27 protein-coding genes and 1 pseudogene are annotated in these 17,952 nt (G+C 67.6%); 1 reads left to right on the top strand and 27 read right to left on the bottom strand.

Features of this window, described 5'->3' with window-relative positions; genetic code table 11:
• Nucleotides 1-11: 11 nt before the first annotated feature.
• The 3 genes and pseudogenes from KE274_RS09155 to KE274_RS09145 form a co-directional block, all read right to left on the bottom strand.
• Nucleotides 12-1,558, bottom strand: a pseudogene (locus KE274_RS09155) (tripartite tricarboxylate transporter permease).
• Nucleotides 1,558-2,025: a tripartite tricarboxylate transporter TctB family protein gene (locus tag KE274_RS09150; protein ID WP_307872178.1), complete on the bottom strand. Its 468-nt coding sequence runs from the start codon at nt 2,023-2,025 to the stop codon at nt 1,558-1,560. Before KE274_RS09150 ends, KE274_RS09155 begins: the two are co-directional and overlap by 1 nt.
• Nucleotides 2,026-2,116: 91 nt before the next feature.
• A complete protein-coding gene (locus tag KE274_RS09145; RefSeq protein ID WP_211542974.1) occupies nt 2,117-3,136 on the bottom strand; it encodes a Bug family tripartite tricarboxylate transporter substrate binding protein in 1,020 nt (339 codons plus the stop codon).
• A gap of 160 nt (nt 3,137-3,296) precedes the next feature.
• On the opposite strand from KE274_RS09145, the gene KE274_RS09140 reads away from it, so the two are divergent.
• Complete coding sequence (locus tag KE274_RS09140) at nt 3,297-4,517, top strand: PAS domain-containing protein (protein WP_211542972.1); 1,221 nt, start codon at nt 3,297-3,299, stop codon at nt 4,515-4,517.
• A gap of 54 nt (nt 4,518-4,571) precedes the next feature.
• On the opposite strand, the gene rplQ is transcribed toward KE274_RS09140, so the two are convergent.
• The 24 genes from rplQ to rplV all read right to left on the bottom strand — a co-directional run bounded on the left by rplQ (nt 4,572) and on the right by rplV (nt 17,928).
• Nucleotides 4,572-5,147 carry a 50S ribosomal protein L17 gene (gene rplQ / locus KE274_RS09135; protein ID WP_211542970.1) on the bottom strand — a complete coding sequence of 192 codons (576 nt, stop codon included), beginning with the start codon at nt 5,145-5,147 and terminating at the stop codon, nt 4,572-4,574.
• Nucleotides 5,148-5,181: 34 nt separating this feature from the next.
• Nucleotides 5,182-6,171, bottom strand: coding sequence for a DNA-directed RNA polymerase subunit alpha (locus tag KE274_RS09130; protein ID WP_211542968.1), 990 nt, complete (start codon nt 6,169-6,171; stop codon nt 5,182-5,184).
• 131 nt (nt 6,172-6,302) lie between these two features.
• On the bottom strand, nt 6,303-6,701 hold the full coding sequence (rpsK, locus tag KE274_RS09125; protein WP_045249905.1) for a 30S ribosomal protein S11: 399 nt from the start codon (nt 6,699-6,701) through the stop codon (nt 6,303-6,305).
• A gap of 30 nt (nt 6,702-6,731) precedes the next feature.
• Nucleotides 6,732-7,106, bottom strand: a complete 375-nt coding sequence (gene rpsM / locus KE274_RS09120; protein ID WP_062632862.1) for a 30S ribosomal protein S13 — start codon at nt 7,104-7,106, stop codon at nt 6,732-6,734.
• 182 nt (nt 7,107-7,288) lie between these two features.
• Nucleotides 7,289-7,405, bottom strand: coding sequence for a 50S ribosomal protein L36 (gene rpmJ, locus KE274_RS09115; RefSeq protein WP_005050492.1), 117 nt, complete (start codon nt 7,403-7,405; stop codon nt 7,289-7,291).
• A gap of 65 nt (nt 7,406-7,470) precedes the next feature.
• A complete protein-coding gene (gene infA, locus KE274_RS09110) occupies nt 7,471-7,692 on the bottom strand; it encodes a translation initiation factor IF-1 (RefSeq protein WP_018171468.1) in 222 nt (73 codons plus the stop codon).
• Nucleotides 7,693-7,863: 171 nt separating this feature from the next.
• Nucleotides 7,864-8,535 carry a DsbA family protein gene (locus tag KE274_RS09105; protein ID WP_211542966.1) on the bottom strand — a complete coding sequence of 224 codons (672 nt, stop codon included), beginning with the start codon at nt 8,533-8,535 and terminating at the stop codon, nt 7,864-7,866.
• A complete protein-coding gene (gene map, locus KE274_RS09100) occupies nt 8,535-9,386 on the bottom strand; it encodes a type I methionyl aminopeptidase (RefSeq protein WP_211542964.1) in 852 nt (283 codons plus the stop codon). The genes KE274_RS09105 and map overlap by 1 nt, the downstream gene beginning before the upstream one ends.
• Nucleotide 9,387: 1 nt before the next feature.
• On the bottom strand, nt 9,388-9,993 hold the full coding sequence (locus KE274_RS09095) for an adenylate kinase (protein WP_211542962.1): 606 nt from the start codon (nt 9,991-9,993) through the stop codon (nt 9,388-9,390).
• Nucleotides 9,990-11,312, bottom strand: a complete 1,323-nt coding sequence (gene secY / locus KE274_RS09090; RefSeq protein WP_211542960.1) for a preprotein translocase subunit SecY — start codon at nt 11,310-11,312, stop codon at nt 9,990-9,992. The genes KE274_RS09095 and secY overlap by 4 nt, the downstream gene beginning before the upstream one ends.
• 152 nt (nt 11,313-11,464) lie before the next feature.
• On the bottom strand, nt 11,465-12,091 hold the full coding sequence (gene rplO, locus KE274_RS09085) for a 50S ribosomal protein L15 (RefSeq protein WP_211542958.1): 627 nt from the start codon (nt 12,089-12,091) through the stop codon (nt 11,465-11,467).
• Nucleotides 12,091-12,276 (bottom strand): 50S ribosomal protein L30, encoded by a 186-nt coding sequence (gene rpmD, locus KE274_RS09080; RefSeq protein ID WP_067121122.1) that lies wholly within the window; start codon nt 12,274-12,276, stop codon nt 12,091-12,093. Before rpmD ends, rplO begins: the two co-directional genes overlap by 1 nt.
• On the bottom strand, nt 12,276-12,950 hold the full coding sequence (gene rpsE, locus KE274_RS09075) for a 30S ribosomal protein S5 (protein WP_200838869.1): 675 nt from the start codon (nt 12,948-12,950) through the stop codon (nt 12,276-12,278). The genes rpmD and rpsE overlap by 1 nt, the downstream gene beginning before the upstream one ends.
• Nucleotides 12,951-12,970: 20 nt before the next feature.
• Entirely contained in the window at nt 12,971-13,330 is a 360-nt protein-coding gene (gene rplR / locus KE274_RS09070; protein ID WP_136028894.1) for a 50S ribosomal protein L18, read from the bottom strand.
• A gap of 2 nt (nt 13,331-13,332) precedes the next feature.
• Entirely contained in the window at nt 13,333-13,869 is a 537-nt protein-coding gene (gene rplF, locus KE274_RS09065) for a 50S ribosomal protein L6 (protein WP_211542956.1), read from the bottom strand.
• Nucleotides 13,870-13,875: 6 nt separating this feature from the next.
• On the bottom strand, nt 13,876-14,274 hold the full coding sequence (gene rpsH / locus KE274_RS09060; protein ID WP_136028890.1) for a 30S ribosomal protein S8: 399 nt from the start codon (nt 14,272-14,274) through the stop codon (nt 13,876-13,878).
• Nucleotides 14,275-14,407: 133 nt separating this feature from the next.
• Nucleotides 14,408-14,998, bottom strand: coding sequence for a 50S ribosomal protein L5 (gene rplE, locus KE274_RS09055; RefSeq protein WP_211542954.1), 591 nt, complete (start codon nt 14,996-14,998; stop codon nt 14,408-14,410).
• Nucleotides 14,998-15,357 (bottom strand): 50S ribosomal protein L24, encoded by a 360-nt coding sequence (rplX, locus tag KE274_RS09050; protein ID WP_211542952.1) that lies wholly within the window; start codon nt 15,355-15,357, stop codon nt 14,998-15,000. The genes rplE and rplX overlap by 1 nt, the downstream gene beginning before the upstream one ends.
• 2 nt (nt 15,358-15,359) lie before the next feature.
• Nucleotides 15,360-15,728: a 50S ribosomal protein L14 gene (rplN, locus tag KE274_RS09045; protein ID WP_025102399.1), complete on the bottom strand. Its 369-nt coding sequence runs from the start codon at nt 15,726-15,728 to the stop codon at nt 15,360-15,362.
• Entirely contained in the window at nt 15,725-16,042 is a 318-nt protein-coding gene (gene rpsQ / locus KE274_RS09040; RefSeq protein WP_136028883.1) for a 30S ribosomal protein S17, read from the bottom strand. The genes rplN and rpsQ overlap by 4 nt, the downstream gene beginning before the upstream one ends.
• Complete coding sequence (gene rpmC, locus KE274_RS16675; protein WP_211542950.1) at nt 16,042-16,359, bottom strand: 50S ribosomal protein L29; 318 nt, start codon at nt 16,357-16,359, stop codon at nt 16,042-16,044. The genes rpsQ and rpmC overlap by 1 nt, the downstream gene beginning before the upstream one ends.
• Nucleotides 16,359-16,778, bottom strand: a complete 420-nt coding sequence (gene rplP, locus KE274_RS09030) for a 50S ribosomal protein L16 (RefSeq protein ID WP_025102402.1) — start codon at nt 16,776-16,778, stop codon at nt 16,359-16,361. Before rplP ends, rpmC begins: the two co-directional genes overlap by 1 nt.
• The gene (gene rpsC, locus KE274_RS09025; protein WP_025102403.1) at nt 16,778-17,530 is read right to left on the bottom strand and encodes a 30S ribosomal protein S3; all 753 of its coding nucleotides are present in this window, start codon (nt 17,528-17,530) and stop codon (nt 16,778-16,780) included. Before rpsC ends, rplP begins: the two co-directional genes overlap by 1 nt.
• The gene (gene rplV, locus KE274_RS09020) at nt 17,530-17,928 is read right to left on the bottom strand and encodes a 50S ribosomal protein L22 (RefSeq protein WP_025102404.1); all 399 of its coding nucleotides are present in this window, start codon (nt 17,926-17,928) and stop codon (nt 17,530-17,532) included. Before rplV ends, rpsC begins: the two co-directional genes overlap by 1 nt.
• Between the last annotated feature and the right edge of the window lie 24 nt (nt 17,929-17,952).

The raw sequence follows: 17,952 nt of genomic DNA, 5'->3' as shown, positions 1-17,952 counted from the left end.
ATCGACCGGGCTCACACCTCCGAATCGGCCTTCACCGGTACGGCGATCGACGCGGTCAGCGCCTGCTCGTAGCGCCGCTGCCGGCGCCGCAGCCACAACCCGCCCGCGATCAGCAGCGCGAGCACGGCGTACGCGATGGCAGAGAACGGCTGCGCCACGAGCGTCGTCAGGTCGCCCTGGCTCAGCTGCAGCGCACGGCGCAGCTGCTCCTCCCCCATCGGCCCCAGGATCATGCCGACCACGAGCGGCGCGACGGGGAACCCGTACCGCCGGAGGAAGTAGCCGAGCACGCCGATGATCAGCAGGATCAGGATGTCGACCACCGCGAAGTTCAGCGCGTAGGCGCCGAACGCGGCGAACAACAGGATGCCCGCGTAGAGGTAGGGCCGCGGGATCTGCAGCAGCTTCACCCACATGCCCACGAGCGGCAGGTTCAGCACGAGCAGGATCACGTTGCCGATGTACAGGCTCGCGACCAGCGCCCACACCAGATCGGACTGCCCCGTGAACAGCAGGGGCCCCGGCTGCAGGCCGTACGTCTGGAACGCGGTCAGGATGATCGCCGCGGTCGCCGTGGTCGGCAGGCCGAGCGTCAACAGGGGCACGAGCACCCCGGCGGCGGCGGCGTTGTTCGCCGACTCGGGCCCTGCGACGCCCTCGATCGCCCCGCGCCCGAACTGCTCGCGGTGCCGCGAGAGCTTCCGCTCGGTCGCGTAGGAGAGGAAGGTCGCGACGTCGGCGCCACCCGCCGGGATCGTGCCGATGGGGAACCCGATCGCGGTGCCGCGCAGCCACGGCTTCCACGAGCGCCGCCAGTCGTCCCTGGTCATCCAGCTGCGCCAGCCACGGGCGACGGGGATCACCTCGACCGCACCGTGGCGCAGTCGCGCGGCGACGTACAGCGTCTCCCCCACGGCGAACAGACCCACCGCCACCAGCACCACGTCGATCCCGTCCGCCAGCGGCAGCAGTCCCAGCGTGTACCGCTGCTGGCCGGAGAGCCAGTCGGTGCCGACCAGGCCGAGGAACAGTCCGACGCCGAGCGACAGCAGGCCGCGCGACACCGACGAGCCCATCAACGCGCCCACCGTGACGAACGCGACCACGATGAGCGCCACGTAGTCGGCGGGTCCCAGGTTCACGGCGAACTGCGCCAGCACCGGCGCCAGCAGCGTGAGGCCGATCGTGGCGAGGGTGCCCGCGACGAACGAGCCGATCGCCGCGGTCGCAAGCGCCGCGGCGCCCCGGCCGAGCTTGGCCATCTTGTTGCCCTCGATCGCGGTCACGATCGACGCGGACTCCCCGGGGTGTTGAGCAGGATGCTCGTTGTCGATCCGCCGTACATGCCGCCGTAGTAGATGCCGGCGAAGGTGATGAGTGCCGCGGCGGGCTCCAGCGTGTAGGTGAGGGGCAGCAGCAGCGCCACGGTCATGGCGGGGCCGATCCCGGGCAGCACGCCCACCGCCGTGCCGATCAGCACACCGAAGAACGCGAACACGAGGTACTGCGGCTGCATGGCGGTCGCGAAGCCCTCCAGCAGCAGGTTCCAGCTGTCCATCAGAGGATCCTCCCCAGCCACCCGAGCGCCGGACCCCAGGGCAGCGAGAGCCCCAGCAGCCCGCCGAACACGATCTGCACCACGAGGGCGATGGCTGCGCCGATCAGCAGCGCCATCCACCACCGCCGTGCCCCCAGCGCCCAGGCGACACCGCCGAACAGCAGTGCCGCGGCCGGTGCCCAGCCGAGCGGCTCGATCAGCAGCAGGTGGGCCACCACGAGCGCGACGATCTTCACGAGAGCGAGCCAGTCGGTCGGGAGCTCCTGGTCGATGTCCTCGCCGTCCTCCGGCACCCCGCGGTGACCGCGGAAGATGCTCACGACCACGGCGACCGCGGAACCGAGCAGCAGCACCGAGACGAACAGCGGGAACACGGTCGGCCCGACCTGGGCACCGGCGGGGACGTGGATCGAGAACACGCCGACCAGGGCGAAGACGCCCAGCGCGACCATGAGGAGGGCGAACACGAGCTCGCCCCGCGGCAGGGACCCGAGCGGACCTGCGGACCGGCGTGTGCCGGTCCGCAGTCCCGTGGGTCCGGGAGACCCGGTCGTCATGTCAGCCGACCAGCCCGATGTTCTGCAGCGTCGTGGTGACCTCGGCGATGTTGCCGGTGAGGAAGTCGTCGAACTCCGCGCCCGTGAGGAAGGCGTCCGCCCAGCCTCGGGTCTCCAGCTCGTCCTGCCACGCGTCGGATTCCTCCAGCTCGGTCACGATGCGTTCCAGCTCCGCACGCTCGGCGTCGTCGATGCCACCGGGGGCGATCACGCCGCGCCAGTTGGTGAGCACCACGTCGTACCCCGCGTCGGTGATGGTGTCCACGTCGGGCAGCTGCGCGACGGGCTCGTCCGACGACACCGCGAGCGCCTTCATCGTGCCCGCCTCGATGTGCTGCAGGAACTCGCCGACGCCGGAGATCCCGGCCGCGACCTTGCCGCCGAGGATCAGCGAGGTCGCCTCGCCGCCACCGGAGTTGGGCGTGTAGTTGAGCTTCTCCGCGATCTCCGCGCCGTCCAGCCCGGCCTCCTCCAGCAGCAGCCCGGCCAGGATGTGATCGGCACCTCCGGCGGAGCCGCCGGTGATGGTCACGGCCTGCCCGCGATCGACCACGTCTTCCACGAGGTCTTCGAGCGTGTCGTACTCGGACTCGGCCGGCACCACGACCACAAGCGGCTCGTCGGTGAGACGGGCGATCGGAGTCATGTCCTCGATGCGCACGGCCGAGGCGTTCGTCTCGACCGCGCCGACCATCACGAGCCCCATCACCATCAGGGTGGCGGGGTCCTTCTCGTTCGCGAGCTGCGCGAGTCCGACCGTCCCGCCCGCGCCGCCGACGTTGGTCACGGGCGCCGAGCCGACGATGCCCTCCTCGGTCAGCAGCTGCGACAGGGCGCGTCCGGTCTGGTCCCATCCGCCGCCCGGGTCGGCGGGCACGACGATGTTGAGGTCGGTGATCGCGGTGGCCTCCCCGCCGTCTTCCGAGCCCCCGGCGTCCCCTCCGCCCGAGGAGCAGGCGGTGAGGGCGAGGGCGGTGGCCGCGACCGCGGCGGTCAGGGTGGCGATGCGGGCGTAGGTCATGGCGCTCCTCCTTGAGCGTTCGAGTGCAATCCGTCCACTGTCGAGGCGGGGATGCGGCCGCTCAAGCTTCGGAAACCATTGGTCGCGTTCCGAAACTATTGGTCGCGAACGCCGTCCCGAGCGGCTCGCGTGCCCGTGCGACAGCCGGGAGAATGAGCGGGTGGCCTCGAAGATGACGCTCCGGATGCAGCTGCTCGCGCTGCAGGCGCTGATCGTGTTCCTGGTGACCCTCGCCACGGGGATCGCCGCCGGGGCGTTCCAGGAGAACGCGCTCCGGGAGGCCTACAAAGACCGCATGCAGGCGGTCGCCCAGTCGGTGGCCGCGCTGCCCGTGGTGCTCGACGCGTTCGACGACGACGATCCGTCCGCGGCGATCCAGCCCGTCGCCGAGGTGATCCGGGAGGCGTCCGACCTCGCGTATGTCGTGGTCGCCAACGACGAGGGCATCCGGTACTCCCACCCCAACCCGGAGCGCATCGGCGAACGCGTCTCGACCGACCCGTCGATCCCTCTCGGCGGTGACATCTACGTGGGCACGCAGACAGGCACGCTGGGCACGTCGTGGCGGGTGAAGGTGCCGATCCGCGACGAGGAGGGCACCGTGATCGGTACGGCCTCGGTGGGCATCCTGGAGTCGGAGTTGAACGAGGAGTTCACCGCGAACCTCGTGTGGCTGATCTCGGCCATGCTGGCGGCCGCGGTGCTGGGCGTGTTCGGGGCCGCATGGGTCACGTCGGTGATCCGGCGCCGCATCTACCGGCTGGAGCCGCACCAGATCGCCGCACTCGTGAAGAACCAGGAGACCACGCTGCACGGGCTCAGCGAGGGCGTGATCACGGTCGACGGTTCCGGGCGCATCACGCTCGCGAACGATGCGGCCGCACGGTTCCTCGGTCGCGATGCGGGCGACCTCGACGGCGCTATCGCGGACGACGTGCTGGGTGCGGAACTGTCGACCGTGCTGCACGAGGGCGAGGCCGCGGGACGCCCGGTGATCGTGGGGTCGCACGTGCTGGTGGCGCGCAGCACCGCGAGCGCGGACGACGAAGCCGACCGCGGCGCGACCCTGCTGCTCCGCGACCACACCGAGTTGCACGACGTGGTGCAGCGGGTGGAGGCGGCCGACGCGATCATCGCATTCCGGGAGAGGTTCGGGCTGCCGAAGGGACTCAGTGCGGAGACGCTGCATCGGGTGTCCACGGCCCTCGCCGCACGACCCGATGCCTCGGCGGCGGAGCTCGGCGCCGATCTGGACATGTCCCGCGTGAGCGCCCGCCGCTACCTGGAGCACCTCGCGGCCACGGGCCAGGCGGTGCGCTCGCTCGACTACACGACCAAGGGGCGTCCCGGCGCGCGCTACCGCATCACGGACGCCCGGTGACGACGAAGCCCGCCACCCCGAGTGGGGCGGCGGGCTTCGTGGTGTGCGAGTGCGTTACTCGGACTTCTTCTCGACAGCGTCCTCGGCGGCGGCCTCAGCGGCCTCGCCCTCGGCCTGCGACTCGGCGCCGGCCTCGGCTGCGGTGTCCTCGGCCGGAGTCTCCTCGGCGGCGGTCTCCTCAGCGGGGGTCTCCTCGGCCGGGACCTCCTCGGCGGGCTTCTCCGCCTTGGGGGCGGCGGCGGCCTTCTTGGTCGACTTCGCCTTGGGGGTGACGGGCTCGAGGACGAGCTCGATCACGGCCATGGGCGCGTTGTCGCCCTTGCGGTTGCCGACCTTCGTGATGCGCGTGTAGCCACCCTCGCGGTCCGCGACCAGCGGAGCGATCTCGTCGAACAGGACGTGCACGACTTCCTTGTCACCGATGACCGACAGCACGCGGCGGCGTGCGTGCAGGTCTCCGCGCTTGGCGAAGGTGATCAGGCGCTCGGCGAGCGGACGCAGGCGCTTGGCCTTCGTCTCGGTCGTCTTGATCGACTTGTGGGTGTACAGCGCAGCGGCGAGGTTGGCAAGCAGCAGGCGCTCGTGGGCGGGGCCGCCTCCGAGGCGGGGACCCTTCGTGGGCTTGGGCATAATCGTCTAACTCCTGGTCAGGAAAGGTCGGGTATCAGAAGGACTCGTCTTCGCTGCCGCCGTAGAAGTGGGCGCCGTCGAAACCGGGCACCGAATCCTTGAGCGACAGACCGAGCGAGATGAGCTTGTCGCGCACCTCGTCGACCGACTTCTGGCCGAAATTGCGGATGTTCATGAGCTGCGTCTCCGACAGGGCGACGAGCTCAGAAACGGTGTTGATGCCCTCGCGCTTGAGGCAGTTGTACGAACGGACCGACAGGTCGAGATCCTCGATCGGCATCGACAGCTCGTTGGAGTTCACAGCCTCCACGGGCGCCGGGCCGATCTCGATGCCCTCGGCCTCGACGTTCAGCTCGCGGGCGAGACCGAACAGCTCGGTGAGCGTCTTGGCGGCCGAGGCGACGGCGTCGCGCGGGCTGATCGCCGACTTCGTCTCGACGTCGAGGATGAGCTTGTCGAAGTCGGTGCGCTCACCGGCACGGGTGGCGTCGACGCGGTAGCTGACCTTGAGCACCGGCGAGTAGATCGAGTCGATCGGGATCTGACCGGCCTCGGCGTACTCGTTGCGGTTCTGCGTCGCGGAGACGTAGCCACGACCGCGCTCGATCGTCAGCTCCAGCTCGAACTTGGCGGTGTCGTTGAGCGTCGCGATGACGAGCTCCGGGTTGTGCACCTCGACACCGGCCGGGGCCGAGATGTCGGCGGCGGTCACTTCACCGGCACCGGTCTTGCGCAGGTACGCGGTGATGGGCTCGTCGCGCTCGCTGGAGACGACCAGCTGCTTGATGTTGAGGATGATCTCGGTGACATCCTCCTTCACGCCGGGGATGGTGCTGAACTCGTGCAGCACGCCGTCGATGCGGACGCTGGTGACAGCGGCGCCGGGGATCGACGACAGCAGGCTGCGGCGCAGCGCGTTGCCGATCGTGTAGCCGAAGCCGGGCTCCAGAGGCTCGATGATGAACCGGCTCCGGTTCTCGACGATCTTTTCCTCGGTCAGTGTGGGACGCTGTGCAATAAGCACTCTGTGTTCCTTTCGATCACATGCCCGCTATATGACATGTGGTGGGGTGAGGTCTTGAGTTGTGGAAGTCGATGCCCGCGCGGGGCGCCGAGCCGCCCGACTCCGGAGAGACGAGCGGCTCGGTTCACGCATCAGACGCGGCGACGCTTCGGCGGGCGGCAGCCGTTGTGCGCCTGCGGGGTGACGTCCTGGATCGAACCCACCTCGAGGCCGGCGGCCTGCAGCGAGCGGATCGCGGTCTCGCGGCCGGAGCCCGGACCCTTCACGAAGACGTCGACCTTCTTGACGCCGTGCTCCTGCGCCTGGCGGGCGGCCGACTCGGCGGCCATGCCTGCGGCGTACGGGGTCGACTTGCGGGAGCCCTTGAAGCCCACGCCACCCGACGACGCCCAGCTGATGACAGCGCCGGACGGGTCGGTGATCGAAACGATGGTGTTGTTGAACGTCGACTTGATGTGGGCCTGGCCCAGCGCGATGTTCTTCTTCTCCTTGCGGCGCGGCTTGCGCGCGGCGGCCTTGGGTGCAGCCATGAAAGTGTTCTCCTAGTCCCTGGCCGCTGCTTAGCGGGCCTTCTTCTTGCCGGCGACGGTGCGCTTCGGGCCCTTGCGGGTACGGGCGTTGGTCTTGGTGCGCTGGCCGCGGACCGGGAGGCCACGACGGTGGCGCAGGCCCTCGTAGGAGCCGATCTCGACCTTGCGGCGGATGTCTGCGGCGACCTCGCGGCGAAGGTCACCCTCCACCTTGTAGTTGCCTTCGATGTAGTCGCGGAGGGCGACGAGCTGGTCGTCGCTGAGGTCCTTCACGCGGATGCTCTCGTCGATGTCGGTCGCCTTGAGGATCTCGACCGAGCGGGTACGGCCGACGCCGTAGATGTAGGTAAGGGCGATCACCACGCGCTTGTCGCGCGGGATGTCAACGCCGGCAAGACGTGCCATGCGGTTCTCCTGGGTGTTGTGGAGGTGTGGAGCAGGATCGGTGCCCGGGCCTCCGCCCCGAGGTGTCCCCTCCGCCGGCCCGGGGGCCCGACGGAGGATCTGATCCTGCCGTGTCGTATTGAGTTATGAGATTGCGAGAGCGGTGCTCACGCAGCGCGGGCCGGAAGGCCCGGGCCGGGCGTTCAGCCCTGGCGCTGCTTGTGACGCGGGTTGCTCTTGCAGATCACCATGACGCGGCCGTGGCGGCGGATCACCTTGCAGTGGTCGCAGATCGGCTTGACGCTGGGGTTGACCTTCATGTTGTTTCCTGTTCGCTGTCTTCACCGGGCAGGCACGAATGCCTGGGGTGTTACTTCTCGACCGATCAGCGGTAGCGGTAGACGATGCGTCCGCGCGTCAGGTCGTAGGGGCTGAGCTCCACGACCACGCGGTCCTCGGGGATGATGCGGATGTAGTTCTGCCGCATCTTTCCGGAGATCGTTGCCAGAACCTTGTGTCCATTGCTGAGCTCAACGCGGAACATCGCGTTGGGCAGAGCCTCGGACACGACGCCCTCGATCTCGATGACACCGTCTTTCTTAGCCATAGCCTCGCTGACGCTTCTGCAGACCGGTCGATCTGCGGTGGATGGGTGGGTTGTGGTGCTGGGCCGATCGGACACGCCGAATACATGGCACAAGGCACCAAAGATCTATGTTATCCGACGACGCCCCGTCCGGCAACTTGGCCGGACGGGGCGTCGGGAGGTGATCCAGGCTCAGCCGAGGAGGTCGGTGAGCTTCTTCATGTCGGCCTGGTTCTGCAGGTCGAGCCGCTCGCCGTTGATCTCGACGGTCGGGGTGCCCTGGATGTCGTGCTTCTTCGCCTGAGCGACGCCGAACTTGCGGTACGTCTCGTCAGTGATGCACTTCACCACGTCGTCGTCGACGCCGACCTGGCTCGCGTAGTCGGCGAGCTGGTCGGTGGTCAGGCCAGGGGTGTTTTCGGTCGGCTGGTTCTCGAACAGCACCTTCGAGTAGTCGAAGTAGAGGTCGGCGTCCGACTCGGCGACGCAGAACGCCGCGCCCGCAGAACGCGAGGAGTACTCGGTGCCCTGGGAAAAGCGGTCGAGGATCGCGATGGGGTGGTTCACCAGCGTGATCTCGCCGCTGGCCGCCTTCTCCTCCAGCTGCGCGCCGAACTGGTCCTCGAACGCCTTGCACGCCGGGCACTGGAAGTCGAGGAACACCGCAACGGTGTCCTTGCCGTCGCCCTTGCTGATCGCGCCGTTCTCGGGGTCGAAGTTCTTGCTGGCGCTCGGCGTCGCACCCGGCGAGGTCGCCTGGTTGTTGAGGAACACCACGAGTCCACCGATCGCGACCAGGACCACGACGACGGCGATGGAGATGCCGATCGCGAACCAGTTGGTGTTGCTCTTCGCCGCTGCCATTACTTTCCGATCTCTCGAGGCTCGACCCCGAACGGGGCGAGTCCGGCTCTTCCACCATCGGGCGCGGTGAGCACCCATATCCCACCATCATGGAGGGCGACGCTATGTTCCCAATGTGAGCCGTCGGTGCCGTCGACCGTCGTGACGGTCCAGTCGTCGTCCTCCACGAACGTGGCCTCGCCGCCCGCGGTGACCATCGGCTCGATCGCGAGCACGAGCCCCGGCTTCACGTCGGCACCGCGGTCCGGCGTGCGGTAGTTGAAGACGCTCGGCGCCTCGTGCATCTTCCGGCCGATCCCGTGGCCGACGTACTCGCGGAGGATGCCGTAGGGCTCCCCCGACACCGCCGACGGCCCCTGCGCCTCGATGTAGTCCTGGATCGCCGCACCGATCTCGTCGATGCTGGCGGCCGAGGCCATGGCCGCGATGCCCGCCCACATGGAACCCTCGGTCACGCGCGAGAGCTCTTCGCGACGGGCGACGAGTTCCGGGCGCTCCGGGTCGGGGACGACGACCGTGATCGCACTGTCGCCGTTCCATCCCTCGAACTGGGCGCCACAGTCCACCGAGACGATGTCGCCAGGTTCGAGCACTCGCTCCCCCGGGATGCCGTGCACGACCTGCTCGTTCACCGACACGCAGATCGTGTGGTGGTAGCCCTTCACCAGCTGGAAGTTCGACTCGGCCCCGGCCTGACGGATCGCCCGGTTGGCTGCCGCGTCGAGCTCGATCGTCTTCACCCCCGGCTTGATGAGGGGGCGGACGGCGTCGAGCGCCGCCGCGGTGATGAGACCGGGCTCGACCATGGCGCGAAGCTGCGCCGGGGTCTTGTAGATCGAGCGGCGGAACATCTCAGGCAGCGGAGGCCGCGGAGCGCAGGCCCCGGGCCGCCAGCGCGGAGGCGATGCGATCGGTGATCTCCTCGAGCGAGCCGACACCGTCGATGCGGTCGACGATGCCGCGCGCGCTGTAGACCTCGATGATCGGGGCCGTCTCCTTCTCGTAGATGTCGAGCCGGTGCGCGATGGCCTCGTCGGTGTCGTCGGACCGCCCCTGCTCCGCGGCACGGAGCGCCAGGCGGGCGATGCTCTCCTCGCGCGGAACGTCGAGCAGGATCACGGCGTCGAGCGCCTCTCCGCGGCTCTCCAGGAACGCGTCGAGGTGCCCCACCTGCGTCGTGTTGCGGGGATAGCCGTCGAGCAGGAAGCCGTTCACGGCATCCTCCTGGCTCAGGCGGTCACGCACGATCTCGCTCGTCAGCTCGTCCGGCACGAGGTCGCCCTTGTCGAGGATGGCGGTGACCTGCTGGCCGAGCGCCGTCCCCTCCTTGATGTTCGCGCGGAAGATGTCCCCGGTCGAGACGACCGGGATGCCGTAGGTCTCGGCGATGCGCACACCCTGCGTGCCCTTGCCGGAACCCTGCGGACCGACGATGAGAAGACGTGCGGATGCTGTCATCGGAGAAGCCCTTCGTAGTGTCGCTGCTGCAGCTGGGCGTCGATCTGCTTGACCGTCTCGAGTCCGACGCCGACGATGATGAGGATCGACGCGCCGCCGAACGGGAAGTTCTGGTTGGCGCCGACCGTGGCGAGGGCGATCAGCGGAATCAGCGCGATCAGACCCAAGTAGAGCGAGCCGGGCAGCGTGATGCGGGTGAGCACGTAGTCGAGGTACTCGGCCGTCGGACGGCCCGCACGGATGCCGGGGATGAAGCCGCCGTACTTCTTCATGTTGTCGGCGACCTCGACCGGGTTGAACGTGATCGCCACGTAGAAGTAGGTGAACCCGATGATCAGCAGGAAGTAGGCGATCATGTAGATCGGGCTGTTGCCGCTCGTGAAGTTCGCGGTCACCCAGCTCACCCAGGCGGGCGGCGTCGAGCCGTCCTGCGGGGTGTTGAACTGCGCGATCAGTGCCGGGATGTACAGCAGCGACGAGGCGAAGATCACGGGGATCACACCCGCCATGTTCACCTTGATCGGGATGTAGGTGTTGGTGCCGCCATACGTGCGGCGGCCCACCATCCGCTTGGCGTACTGCACCGGGATGCGGCGCTGCGACTGTTCGACGAAGACGACCAGTCCCATCACGATGATGCCGACCACGAGCACGAGCAGGAAGATCTCGAAGCCCTTCGTCTGCCAGATGATGCTCATGGCGCCGGGGAACGTGGCGGCGATCGAGGTGAAGATGAGGAGCGACATGCCGTTGCCGATGCCGCGCTCGGTGACGAGCTCGGCGAACCACATGATGAGGCCGGTGCCGGCGGTCATCGCCATGATGATGAGCACCTGGGCCCACCACACGTCGTTCGTGAGCAGCTGCTGGCACGCCGCGATGTCGGTGGCGCCGAACAGCTGCCCGCTGCGCGCGACCGTGACCAGAGTGGTCGACTGCAGCAGCGCGAGCGCGATCGTGAGGTAGCGCGTGTACTGGGTCAGCTTGGCCTGTCCGGCCTGACCCTCCTTGTGCAGCGCCTCGAAGTGCGGGATGACGACGCGGAGGAGCTGCGTGATGATCGTCGCGGTGATGTACGGCATCACGCCGAGGGCGAAGATCGACAGCTGCAGCAGCGCGCCGCCGGAGAAGAGGTTGACGAGTCCGAGCAGGCCCTCGGTGCCGGTGTTGGCTGCGAGACACTCCTCGACGTTCGGGAAGTTCACGAACGGCGCGGGCACGTTCGAGCCGAGTCGGTAGATCGCGATGATGGCGAGAGTGAAACCGATCTTCCGACGCAGGTCGGGCGTGCGGAAGATCCGCGCGATGGCGCTAAACAAGGACGTTCCTCCTGAAAAGGTTGCCGATCCCTGAAGGACGGCTGAAAGACCAGGGTAACTCACTCCGTGGTCTGCGAATGCGGCGTCGCCGCCTGCCCGCCTCCCGAATCAGAAGAGGGGCCGGAGAATCTCCGGCCCCTCTTCCGCGGTGGTTACTTGACGGATCCGCCCGCAGCCACGATCTTCTGCTCGGCGGAACCCGAGACCTTGTCGACCGCGACGGTGAGCTTCACGGCGATGTCGCCGTTGCCGAGAACCTTGACCTTCTCGTTCTTGCGCACCGCACCCTTGGCCACCAGGTCGCTGACGGTCACGTCGCCGCCCTGGGGGTAGAGCTCCGCGAGCTTCTCCAGGTTCACGACCTGGTACTCGACGCGGAACGGGTTCTTGAACCCGCGCAGCTTCGGGGTGCGCATGTGCAGCGGCATCTGCCCACCCTCGAAGCCGACGCGCACGGTGTTGCGAGCCTTGGTGCCCTTCGTGCCACGACCGGCGGTCTTGCCCTTCGAGCCCTCACCGCGACCCACGCGGGTCTTGGCGGTGTTGGCGCCGGGGACCGGACGCAGGTGGTGCACCTTGAGCACGCCGGGGCGAGACGCGGGAGCGTCCTTCTTCGGCGCGGCCTTCTTCGCGGCAGCCGAGTCGGCCTTCGCGTCCGAGGCGGCGGTCTTGGCCGGCGCCTTCTTCGCAGCGGGCTTCTTCTCTGCAGCAGCCTTGGGAGCGGCAGCCTTCTTCGGGGCCTTCTCGGCCTCGACAGCGGCGTCGTTCTTCTCAGCCATTAGTCGATCTCCTCAACCTTGACGAGGTGGGCGACGGTCTTGACGTAACCGCGCGTCTGCGCGTCGTCGGGGCGGACGGTGCTGTCACCGATCCGCTTGAGACCGAGGCTGCGCAGCGTGTCGCGCTGGTTCTGCTTCTCGCTCACCTTGGACTTGATCTGCGTGACCTTGAGTCGCGCGGCCATCAGGCACCTACCTTCTGTGCGGCGATGGCCTCGGCCTCGGCGCGGACGAGACGCGCCGGGGCGACCTGGTCGAACTCGAGACCACGACGTGCGGCGACGGCGCGGGGCTCCTCGAGCTCCTTCAGGGCGGTGACCGTCGCGTGCACGATGTTGATCGTGTTCGACGAGCCGAGCGACTTGGACAGCACGTCGTGGATACCAGCGCACTCGAGCACGGCGCGGACCGGACCACCGGCGATAACACCGGTACCGGCGGCGGCCGGACGCAGCAGCACGACACCGGCGGCGGACTCACCCTGCACGGGGTGCGGGATGGTGCTGCCGACGCGGGGCACGCGGAAGAAGTTGCGCTTGGCCTCTTCGACACCCTTCGAGATCGCCAGGGGGACCTCACGGGCCTTGCCGTAGCCGACGCCCACCAGACCGTTGCCGTCACCGACGACCACGAGAGCGGTGAAGCTGAAGCGCCGACCACCCTTCACGACCTTCGAGACGCGGTTGATGGTGACGACGCGCTCCAGGAACTGGTTGTCGCCGCGGTCGCGCGAGTTACGGTCGCGGCCGCCCTGGTTGCGGTCACGACCGCCGCGGCGGCCGTCCCGCTGGTCGCGAGTGGGCTCAGCCTGCGTGGTGCCGGCGGCCGTCTCGGAAGTGGCAGCTGCCGCTTCGGTCACTTCGTTCTCCTTGTTGTCACTCACAGTGCCAGACCCCCTTCACGGGCGCCGTCGGCGATGGCGGCGACACGACCCGCGTAGCGGTTACCGCCACGGTCGAACACTGCCTCGGAAACGCCTGCGGCCTTCGCACGCTCGGCGAGCAGCTCGCCGACCTTGCGAGCCTTGGCGGTCTTGTCGCCCTCGAGCGAACGCAGGTCGGTCTCGAGCGTCGAGGCCGACGCCACGGTGTGACCCTTGCTGTCGTCGACGAGCTGCACGAAGACGTGACGCGCCGAACGGTTGACGACGAGACGCGGACGCGCCTCGGTGCCCACGATCTTCTTGCGAAGACGGGCGTGACGACGCGCGCGGGCGTCGGACTTCGACTTCACAGCCATGGTTACTTACCAGCCTTTCCGGCCTTGCGACGCACGACCTCGCCGGCGTAGCGCACACCCTTGCCCTTGTACGGCTCGGGCTTGCGGATCTTGCGGATGTTCGCAGCCGCCTCACCGACGGCCTGCTTGTCGATCCCGCTGACGGTGAGCTTGTTCGTGCCCTCGACCGTGAGCGTGATGCCGGCGGGCGGGTCGATCAGGACCGGGTGCGAGAAGCCGAGGGCGAACTCGACCGAGCTGCCCTTCTGCTGCACGCGGTAACCGGTGCCGACGACCTCGAGACCCTTGGAGTACCCCTGGGTCACGCCGATGATGTTGTTGTTGATGAGCGTGCGGGTCAGGCCGTGAAGCGACCGCGACTCGCGCTCGTCGTCGGGGCGGGTGACGAGAACCTGGTTCTCCTCGACCGACACCTCGATGGGGCTGGCCACCGTGAGGGTGAGCTCACCCTTGGGGCCCTTCACCGCGACCTCACGGCCGTCGACCGAAATGGTCACGCCCGCGGGAACGTCGATGGGAAGTCGTCCAATACGCGACATTTCGGATTACCACACGTAGGCGAGAACTTCTCCGCCCACGCCCTTCTGCTCAGCCTGGCGGTCCGTGAGGAGACCGGAGGAGGTGGACAGGATGGCCACGCCGAGGCCGCCGAGGACCGTGGGGATCTCGGTCGACTTCGCGTACACGCGAAGTCCGGGCTTCGACACGCGCTTGATGCCCGCGATGGAGCGCTCGCGGTTCGGGCCGTACTTCAGCGTCAGCGTGAGGTTCTTGCCCACGCGCGCGTCGGACGTCTCCCAACCGGCGATGTAGCCCTCCTGCTGGAGGATCTCCGCGATGTGCGTCTTCAGCTTGCTCGACGGCAGGGTCACGGAGTCGTGGTGCGCCGAGTTCGCGTTGCGCAGACGGGTCAGCATGTCTGCGACCGGGTCTGTCATTGTCATGGTTGTCTACTTTCGTTCATGAGGTTCCGGCTGCCGTTACACGACAGACGGCCTGCGATGAGCACGCAATCTTCAATTGTACGTGCACATCGACGGGCTCAGTGACACGAGACCACTGAGCCCGTCGATGGTGTTACGCCTGAGCGTCGTCCGCGCGGAACGGGAAGCCGAGGTGACGCAGAAGCGCGCGGCCCTCGTCATCCGTCTTCGCCGAGGTCACGACGGTGATGTCGAAACCACGGACGCGGTCGATCTTGTCCTGGTCGATCTCGTGGAACACGCTCTGCTCCTGGAGACCGAAGGTGTAGTTGCCGTTGCCGTCGAACTGCTTGGCCGACAGACCGCGGAAGTCGCGGATGCGGGGCAGGGCGAGCGACACGAGGCGGTCCACGAACTCCCACGCGCGGTCGCCACGGAGGGTGACGTGCGCGCCGATGGGCTGACCCTCACGCAGCTTGAACTGCGCGATGGACTTGCGGGCCTTCGTGACGATCGGCTTCTGGCCGGTGATGCGGGTGAGGTCGTCGACCGCCCCATCGATCACCTTGCTGTCGCGAGCCGCCTCGCCGACACCGGTGTTCACGACCACCTTGACCAGGCCGGGGATCTGCATGACGTTCGTGTAACCGAACTCGTCCTGCAGAGCCTTCTTGATCTCGGCGTTGTACTTCGCCTTCAGGCGGGGCTGGATCTTGCCAGCCACCGCAGCGTCGGTCGTTGCCATCAGAGGTCCTTACCGCTCTTCTTCGCGTACCGCACGCGGACGGTGCGCTTGACGCCGTCCTTGGTCTGCTCCTCGACCCGGTGGCCGACCTTGGTCGGCTTCTTGGTCGAGGGGTCGACGAGTGCGACGTTCGAGATGTGGATGGGCGCCTCGACGGTCTCGAGGCCACCCGTCTTGGTGCCACGCTGCGTCTGACCGACGCGCGTGTGCTTGGTGACGTAGTTCACGCCCTCGACGACGACGCGGTTCTGCTCGACGAGGACGTCGAGCACCTTGCCCTGCTTGCCGCGGTCGCCACCACGCTCGGGCTTGGCGCCCGAGATGACCTGAACCAGGTCGCCCTTCTTGATCTTCGCCATGATCAGATGACCTCCGGTGCCAGCGAGACGATCTTCATGAACTTCTTGTCACGAAGCTCACGGCCGACCGGCCCGAAGATACGGGTGCCGCGGGGCTCCCCGTCGTTCTTCAGGATGACGGCGGCGTTCTCGTCGAACTTGATGTAGGAGCCGTCCGGACGACGGGTCTCCTTCTTGGTGCGGACGATGACCGCCTTGACGACGTCGCCCTTCTTGACGTTGCCACCGGGGATCGCGTCCTTGACGGTCGCGACGATGGTGTCGCCCAGGCCCGCGTAACGGCGGCGCGAACCACCGAGCACGCGGATCGTGAGCAGCTCCTTGGCGCCGGTGTTGTCGGCGACCTTGAGACGGGACTCCTGCTGAATCACTTGGCCTTCTCCAGAATCTCCACCAGGCGCCAGCGCTTCGTGGCGCTCAGCGGGCGGGTCTCGTTGATCAGGACCAGGTCGCCGATGCCGGCGGTGTTCGCCTCATCGTGCGCCTTGACCTTCGACGTGCGACGGATGACCTTGCCGTAAAGCGGGTGCTTCACGCGGTCCTCCACCTCGACGACGATGGTCTTGTCCATCTTGTCGCTGACGACGTAGCCACGACGGGCCTTGCGGTACCCGCGGGCGTCCGCGTCGCGCACGTCGTGAGCGGCGTGCTCAACCTCGACGGCGGCTTCCTTCTTCGTGGCCATCACTCAGCCTCTTCCTTCACGGCGTCGACGGCGGCATCCGCCTTCTTCGCCTTCGACTTGGTCGCCTTCTTCGCGGGAGCCTCGACCGGAGCAGGCGTCGCACGGATGCCCAGCTCGCGCTCGCGGATCACGGTGTAGAGGCGCGCGATGTCGCGCTTGACGGCGCGGATGCGGCCGTGGCTCTCCAGCTGGCCGGTGGCCGACTGGAAACGGAGGTTGAACAGCTCCTCCTTGGCCTTGCGCAGCTCCTCAACGAGGCGCTGGTCTTCGAACGTGTCGAGCTCTGCCGGAGCGAGCTCCTTGGTGCCGATCGCCATTACGCGTCGCCCTCCTCGCGCTTGATGATGCGTGCCTTGAGCGGCAGCTTGTGGATTGCACGGGTCAGTGCCTCGCGAGCGAGCTGCTCGTCGACACCCGCGACCTCGAAGAGGACGCGGCCCGGCTTGACGTTGGCGACCCACCACTCGGGGGAACCCTTACCGGAACCCATGCGGGTCTCGGCAGGCTTCTTCGTGAGCGGACGGTCAGGGTAGATGTTGATCCACACCTTTCCACCACGCTTGATGTGACGGGTCATCGCGATACGAGCGGACTCGATCTGACGGTTCGTCACGTACGCGGGGGTGAGGGCCTGGATGCCGAACTCGCCGAAGGAGACCTTCGTGCCGCCGGTGGCCTGACCCGAGCGGCCCGGGTGGTGCTGCTTGCGGTACTTGACCTTACGGGGGATGAGCATTATGCCGAAGCTCCTTCTGCAACAGGTGCCTCGTTGCGCGGGGCACGGCGGCGGTCACCACGGTCGTCACGACGCGACTTCGGCGCGTTGGCCTGCTCGCGCGCGAGCTCCTTGGCGGTGAGGTCGCCCTTGTAGATCCACACCTTCACGCCGATACGGCCGAAGGTGGTCTTGGCCTCGTAGAACCCGTAGTCGATGTTCGCGCGCAGCGTGTGCAGCGGCACACGACCCTCGCGGTAGAACTCCGAGCGGCTCATCTCAGCGCCGCCGAGGCGACCCGAGACCTGGATGCGGATGCCCTTGGCGCCGGCGCGCTGCGCGCCCTGCAGACCCTTGCGCATCGCGCGACGGAACGCCACACGAGCAGACAGCTGCTCGGCGATACCCTGCGCGACCAGCTGAGCGTCGGCCTCGGGGTTCTTCACCTCGAGGATGTTCAGCTGGATCTGCTTGCCCGTGAGCTTCTCGAGGTCGCCACGGATGCGCTCGGCCTCTGCACCGCGACGACCGATCACGATGCCCGGACGGGCGGTGTGGATGTCGACGCGGACGCGGTCACGGGTGCGCTCGATCTCGATGTTCGAGACACCGGCGCGGTCGAGCTGCGTCTGCAGCAGACGACGGATCTTGATGTCCTCGGCCACGTAGTCGGCGTAACGCTGACCCGGCTTCGTCGAGTCGGAGAACCAGCGCGACACGTGGTCCGTGGTGATGCCGAGGCGGAAGCCGTACGGGTTGACCTTCTGTCCCATTACTTGCTCGCCTTCTTGTTGCTGTCACCGGCCGCGGCAGGAGCCGCCTCCGGCGTCGAGAGCACGACCGTGATGTGGCTCGTGCGCTTCTTGATCTGGAAAGCGCGACCCTGTGCACGGGGCTGGAAACGCTTGAGCGTCGTGCCCTCGTCCACGTACGCGTTCTTCACGTACAGGTCCTGCTCGTCGAGGTACTCGCCGTCACGATCCGCCTTGACCTGCGCGTTGGCCATGGCCGACGCGACAAGCTTGTAGATCGGCTCACTGGCGCTCTGCTGCGCGAACTTCAGGATCGCGAGAGCCTCCTGGGCCTGCTTGCCCTTGATGAGCGCGACGACACGACGAGCCTTCTGAGGGGTCACGCGGATGTGTCGCACGCGTGCGATGGACTCCACCATTTCTCTCTCCTCTATCGTCCCCGC

The organism is Microbacterium paraoxydans (assembly GCF_018224615.1).
GTDB classification, from domain to species: domain Bacteria; phylum Actinomycetota; class Actinomycetes; order Actinomycetales; family Microbacteriaceae; genus Microbacterium; species Microbacterium paraoxydans_B.
This window is presented reverse-complemented; position numbering and strand designations above follow the sequence as displayed.

Excerpts from the sequence above, each read along its gene's own strand:
- KE274_RS09145 (WP_211542974.1), bottom strand. The coding sequence starts at position 3,136 with ATGACCTACGCCCGCATCGCCACCCTGACCGCCGCGGTCGCGGCCACC.
- KE274_RS09095 (WP_211542962.1), bottom strand. The coding sequence starts at position 9,993 with ATGACAGCATCCGCACGTCTTCTCATCGTCGGTCCGCAGGGTTCCGGC.
- rpsC (WP_025102403.1), bottom strand. The coding sequence starts at position 17,530 with ATGGGACAGAAGGTCAACCCGTACGGCTTCCGCCTCGGCATCACCACG.
- rplR (WP_136028894.1), bottom strand. The coding sequence starts at position 13,330 with ATGGCTGTGAAGTCGAAGTCCGACGCCCGCGCGCGTCGTCACGCCCGT.
- rpsH (WP_136028890.1), bottom strand. The coding sequence starts at position 14,274 with ATGACAATGACAGACCCGGTCGCAGACATGCTGACCCGTCTGCGCAAC.
- KE274_RS09105 (WP_211542966.1), bottom strand. The coding sequence starts at position 8,535 with ATGGCAGCGGCGAAGAGCAACACCAACTGGTTCGCGATCGGCATCTCC.
- rpsK (WP_045249905.1), bottom strand. The coding sequence starts at position 6,701 with ATGGCTGCACCCAAGGCCGCCGCGCGCAAGCCGCGCCGCAAGGAGAAG.
- rplO (WP_211542958.1), bottom strand. The coding sequence starts at position 12,091 with ATGGCTGAGAAGAACGACGCCGCTGTCGAGGCCGAGAAGGCCCCGAAG.
- infA (WP_018171468.1), bottom strand. The coding sequence starts at position 7,692 with ATGGCTAAGAAAGACGGTGTCATCGAGATCGAGGGCGTCGTGTCCGAG.
- map (WP_211542964.1), bottom strand. The coding sequence starts at position 9,386 with ATGTTCCGCCGCTCGATCTACAAGACCCCGGCGCAGCTTCGCGCCATG.
- rplX (WP_211542952.1), bottom strand. The coding sequence starts at position 15,357 with ATGGCGAAGATCAAGAAGGGCGACCTGGTTCAGGTCATCTCGGGCGCC.
- rplE (WP_211542954.1), bottom strand. The coding sequence starts at position 14,998 with ATGGCAACGACCGACGCTGCGGTGGCTGGCAAGATCCAGCCCCGCCTG.
- rplF (WP_211542956.1), bottom strand. The coding sequence starts at position 13,869 with ATGTCGCGTATTGGACGACTTCCCATCGACGTTCCCGCGGGCGTGACC.
- rplP (WP_025102402.1), bottom strand. The coding sequence starts at position 16,778 with ATGCTCATCCCCCGTAAGGTCAAGTACCGCAAGCAGCACCACCCGGGC.
- rpmD (WP_067121122.1), bottom strand. The coding sequence starts at position 12,276 with ATGGCCGCGCGACTCAAGGTCACGCAGATCAAGTCCAAGGTGAGCGAG.
- rpmJ (WP_005050492.1), bottom strand. The coding sequence starts at position 7,405 with ATGAAGGTCAACCCCAGCGTCAAGCCGATCTGCGACCACTGCAAGGTG.
- rplV (WP_025102404.1), bottom strand. The coding sequence starts at position 17,928 with ATGGTGGAGTCCATCGCACGCGTGCGACACATCCGCGTGACCCCTCAG.
- rpsQ (WP_136028883.1), bottom strand. The coding sequence starts at position 16,042 with ATGGCCACGAAGAAGGAAGCCGCCGTCGAGGTTGAGCACGCCGCTCAC.
- rpsM (WP_062632862.1), bottom strand. The coding sequence starts at position 7,106 with ATGGCACGTCTTGCCGGCGTTGACATCCCGCGCGACAAGCGCGTGGTG.
- rplQ (WP_211542970.1), bottom strand. The coding sequence starts at position 5,147 with ATGCCCAAGCCCACGAAGGGTCCCCGCCTCGGAGGCGGCCCCGCCCAC.
- rpmC (WP_211542950.1), bottom strand. The coding sequence starts at position 16,359 with ATGGCGATCGGCACCAAGGAGCTCGCTCCGGCAGAGCTCGACACGTTC.